We start from the raw sequence: 4,262 nt of genomic DNA, 5'->3' as shown, positions 1-4,262 counted from the left end.
GCAGGGAAGGTGGGAGGTTGGAGGTGGGAGGTGGGAGATGGGAGATGGGAGCCGGGAGAAGGTGCGAGGTTGGAGGTGGAAGGTTGGAGGTGGGAGCGGGGAGCGGGTTCTGTCAACCCGGCGGTAAATTTGTGACGAAAAGCGCAAAGAGGTATTGACAGGGCGGGGCGGGCGCTGGTAGCTTCCGGCAGGTGAACGGCGTTCGCGCCGTTTGCGTGTGCGTTCGGTCCACAATGCACCACCTGCCTAGTGCGCCGGTTGGCGCAGCGGGGGAACCACTTTCCCGGGGCGAACGCGGCTGGCAGCGATGTCATCCGCCAGGGCGCCTTCCGCCCGAGCCCGTCAGCTAACCCCGTCGGCAGTCTGGAAGGCCTGGCGAGCAGGCAGCTCGTTTCGAGGTCTTTTTTTCTGTCCTCGAAGAGAACAGTTCGATACCGCAAACGTTAGAGGAGGGATTTGTTCATGCCAGCATTGCAGGCAGCACCGCCGAAGTCGTGCCCGAAGTGCCGGGGGTCGATGATCGTGGAGCGGGACTGGCACGGGACCTACGGGAGCTGCATCATGTGCGGCTACGTGCACGAGGTGCTGACGAGCCCGCCGGTTGACCTGGCGGCGGAGGAGGCGGCCCTGCCGCAGCGTCAGCGGCGCCGGCAGCCGTCGCACGGGAAGCTGCGGCTCTGATTCGAGGCGAACGGGAACGGGTTCCCGGCGAAACCCCCGCGGCAGCGCGGGGGTTTCGCTTTTCGCGGGGGGTGCGGGGTCTTTACAATGCGCGCTTCGGAGGTGATGCAGAGCTATGCCGTACATTCGTCTTTCGATCATGAAGCCGCGCCGGGGCGAGGAGGCGCGAGTTGAGGAGCTGCTTCGGAAGCTTGATGCGGCGGTTTCGCAGCAGCCCGGGTGCCAGGTGACGTATGTGATGCGCCCGCACGATGAAAGCGGTGAGATTGCGCGGCTGGCGATTTATGACTCGGAGGACGCGGCCGAGCGGGCTGCGAACGACACGCGCATCATGGCGCTGCGCTCGGAGCTGCACCTGCTGGTGGAGCCGGGCCACGCTGAGCGGGCGTTCTTCACGATCTGAGGGGGCGGATGCCCGTGCTCCGCTGCGGCGGGCCGCGAAATTGGGCGGGGCGATTCCCTGATGACGGGGGAATCCCGGGGGAGGATCAGGGTTTTCGCCAATTCGCCGGGGCGAGGGCCGGCCTAGACTTCTCGGTGCTGACGGCGCTGATCCCGCGGGGGAGCCGCGCCGGGAGGCCGGGCCGCCAGGCGGCGGGACGGTCGAGTTTCACCAGAGGAGTGCTTGCGATGAATCAGCTTCGGCCTCAGCCTCGGAGTCTCCAGGGCCGGCCCGGTGGGGCCGGTCGCGGCAACACGCCGATTCGCATTCTGCTGGTCGATGACCACGCGGTGATTCGGCAGGCGTTGCGGATGCTGCTCGAGGCGCAGCCGGAGCTGGAGGTGGTGGGGGATGTGGAGAACGGCCGCGAGGCGGTGCAGGCGGTGGAGCGGCTGCAGCCGGATGTGGTGCTGATGGACGTGGTGATGCCGGGCCTGAACGGGCTGGAGGCGACACGGCAGATTCGGCGGACATCGCCGGGGACGCGGGTGGTGGTGCTGAGCGGCTTCGTCGATGAGGACCAGCTGCTCGATGCCATCCGCTCCGGGGCTTCGGGCTACATCATCAAGAAGTCGGATGTTTCGGAGCTGGTGCTGGCCATCCAGACGGTGCACCGGGGGAACAGCTACTTCTCGAGCGCGTTGAGCGAGGGCTTCGACCTGGCGGAGGTGCTGTACCAGGCGAAGCGTTCGGACCAGCGCAACGGGATGGAGACGCTGACGAGCCGGGAGCGCGAAGTGCTCCAGCTCATCGCCGAGGGATACACGAACCAGGGCATTGCGAACGAGCTGTACATCTCCGTGAAGACGGTGGAGGCGCACAAGGCGCACATCATGGCGAAGCTGCACGCGCGCAACCGGACCGACCTGATTCGCTATGCGATTCGCAAGGGGATCGTGCGCCTGGAGAGCGTGGACGAGGCGCAGGCGATGCTGGACGAGCGCGAGGCAGCCGCCGGGTAGGCGTGGGCTTCGGGAAGGCAAGGGGAAAGGGGCCCCGGGATGGGGCCCCTCGTGTTTTCGCTCTGACGCGAGCCGCCGGGCGTCGGGTTCAGCCCATGCCCGCGAGGCGCTTGCGCTTCTGGGCGACGTAATCGACGAGGATGTACTCGCCGAGCTTATCGGGGGTGGTGTAGAAGACGCGGCCCTTGTTGATCCGGGCGACCTGGTTGACGAACTCCTTCAGGTAGTAGTTACGGTCGAGCATGAAGGTGTTGATGGTGATGCGCTTCTGGGTGCAGCGCTTCACCTCCTTGAGGGTTTCGCGGATGGTGATCGGGCTGGGCGGGTAGGCGAAGTAGGAGCGCCCGCGTTCGAGGTGGGCGGTGGGTTCGCCGTCGGAGATCATGATGATCTGGCGGGTGCCCTGGGTGTGCTTGGCGAGGAGCCGCTGGGCGATCATGAGGGCGTGGTGCATGTTCGTGCCGAGGACGGATTCGTCCCAGCGGACGTAGGGGAGTTCATCGGCCTTGAGTTCGCGGGCGTAGGCGCTGAAGCCGATGATGTAGAGGCTATCGCGCTGGTACTGGGAGGAGATGAGGTTGTTGAGGGCCATGGCGACCTTCTTGGCGGCCTGGAATGAGCCGCGCAGGGCCATGGACCAGCTGAGGTCGAGCATGATGACGGTGGCGGTCTGCGTGAGGAGTTCGGTGCGGGCGACCTCGAAGTCATCGGGGCGAAGGCGGAGCGGCGTGCCGGGGCCCTCGCGGTACATCGAGTTCATCATGGTCTTTTGGATGTCGAGGTAGAACGGGTCGCCGAACTCGTACGGCTTGGTGGTGTCGGTGCGTTCGCCGCCGGTGCCGGTTTCGCGGACTTCGTGCTTGCCGAAGGAATCGGCTTTGAGCTGCTGGTAGATTTCGACGAGGGCGCGCTGGCCGATTTTGCGGGTGCCGCGGGGGGTGAGCTCCCACTGGTTGCCCTTCTTCCGGATGTAGCCGGCTTCCTCGAGGATTTCGAGGAACTGCTTGAGCTGCTCGAGGGTTTCGCGGGCTTCGGGGCCGAGGAGCTCTTCGAGTTTCTCGGCGTCGATGTCGTCGATATCGCCGCCGTACTGGGTGCGTTCGAGCTGGCGTTCGAGCTCGTCGATGGACTGCATCTGGTCCATGAGGCGCATGGCGGACTGGAGGTCGAGCTCTTCGTCGCCGCGGAAGGGGTACTGGTTGCGCAGGTCGCGCATGGGGTAGAGGTATTCGAGGTTCTGGGCGAGCTCGGAGAGGGCCTGCTGGAGTTCGGGGTCGCCGATCTTGTCGGAGAGGAGGTCCTGCAGCTGCTGGCGGAGGTCGCCGGGGAGGGAATCGAGGAGGGACTGCATCTGTCCCATCTGGTGCTGCATCTGCTGGATGAGTTCATCGAGCGATTGCGGCGGGTTATCGCCGAAGAGGTCGCCGTATTTCTGCATGAACTCATCGAAGTTGGGCTCCTTGCCGGCCATGCGGTCCTGGAGCATCTGGTTGAGGTCGCGCACCATGTCCTTCATGCGCTGGAGGTCTTCGGGGGACATGTTGGCGATCTGGTTGTAGAGGTCCTTGAAGAAGGTATCGAGCATGGCCTTCTTCAGGGATTCGAGGAGTTCGTTGAATTTCTGCTGGGCCTCTGGGTCCATGAACTCGTAGTTCTGGAGCTGGCGGACCTGGCCGGCGACGTCCTCGGGGAGGTTCTGGAGGAACTCCTTCTTCTTGCTGGCGATGTTGCGGAGCATCTCGGCGAATTCGCGGGGCGGCGTGGGAGCGGATTCGCCGGGCTGGCCGGGCTGCTGCTGGCCGCCTTGCTGCTGCTGCCCGGACGGCTGCTGCTGGCCTTGCTGGCCGGCCGGCGATTGCTGGGCTTGGGCGCCGGGCTGCTGCTGACCCTGGGGTGGTTGGTGGCCCTGCTGGCCTTCCTGCCCGGCGGTTTCGGCCTCCTGGAGGCGCCGGTCGAGGGTTGAGCGTTCGAGGTCGAGGATTTCGTCGAGCTGCCGCTTGAGGTCATCGAAGATGGAGGAGAGGTTGAAGCGGTCGAGCTGCTGGCGGCGCTGCTGGCGAAGCTGCTGGAGGAGGTCGCGGAGGCCCTGCATGCGCTGGCCCATGGGGTTGCGCATGCCGCGCTGCATGAGGTTGCGGAGGGCGTGCTGGAGGTCCCCGAAGTTCATGAGGTCGTCG

The 4,262-nt window shown here is 65.5% G+C and carries 4 protein-coding genes and 1 riboswitch; of the genes, 3 read left to right on the top strand and 1 reads right to left on the bottom strand.

Going from position 1 to position 4,262, the window contains the following annotated elements; translation table 11 throughout:
- The first annotated feature begins 233 nt into the window (after positions 1-233).
- A riboswitch (cyclic di-AMP (ydaO/yuaA leader) is annotated at positions 234-375 on the top strand.
- An 87-nt stretch (positions 376-462) separates the two neighbouring features.
- From VAE46_RS04145 to VAE46_RS04135, 3 genes are all read left to right on the top strand, one after another.
- Complete coding sequence (locus VAE46_RS04145) at positions 463-681, top strand: hypothetical protein (protein ID WP_322795657.1); 219 nt, start codon at positions 463-465, stop codon at positions 679-681.
- Between the two features lie 115 nt (positions 682-796).
- A complete protein-coding gene (locus VAE46_RS04140; RefSeq protein WP_322795656.1) occupies positions 797-1,084 on the top strand; it encodes an antibiotic biosynthesis monooxygenase in 288 nt (95 codons plus the stop codon).
- A 227-nt stretch (positions 1,085-1,311) separates the two neighbouring features.
- Positions 1,312-2,085, top strand: a complete 774-nt coding sequence (locus VAE46_RS04135) for a response regulator transcription factor (protein WP_322795655.1) — start codon at positions 1,312-1,314, stop codon at positions 2,083-2,085.
- Between the two features lie 88 nt (positions 2,086-2,173).
- Here the strand turns inward: VAE46_RS04135 and VAE46_RS04130 are convergent.
- Positions 2,174-4,262 (bottom strand): hypothetical protein (locus VAE46_RS04130; RefSeq protein ID WP_322795654.1); only part of this gene is annotated, 2,089 nt, incomplete at its 5' end.

This window comes from Tepidiforma sp. (genome assembly GCF_034433535.1).
Lineage (GTDB): Bacteria > Chloroflexota > Dehalococcoidia > Tepidiformales > Tepidiformaceae > Tepidiforma.
Note: the sequence above shows the minus strand (reverse complement) of the source record. Positions and strands in the feature narration are given on the sequence as shown.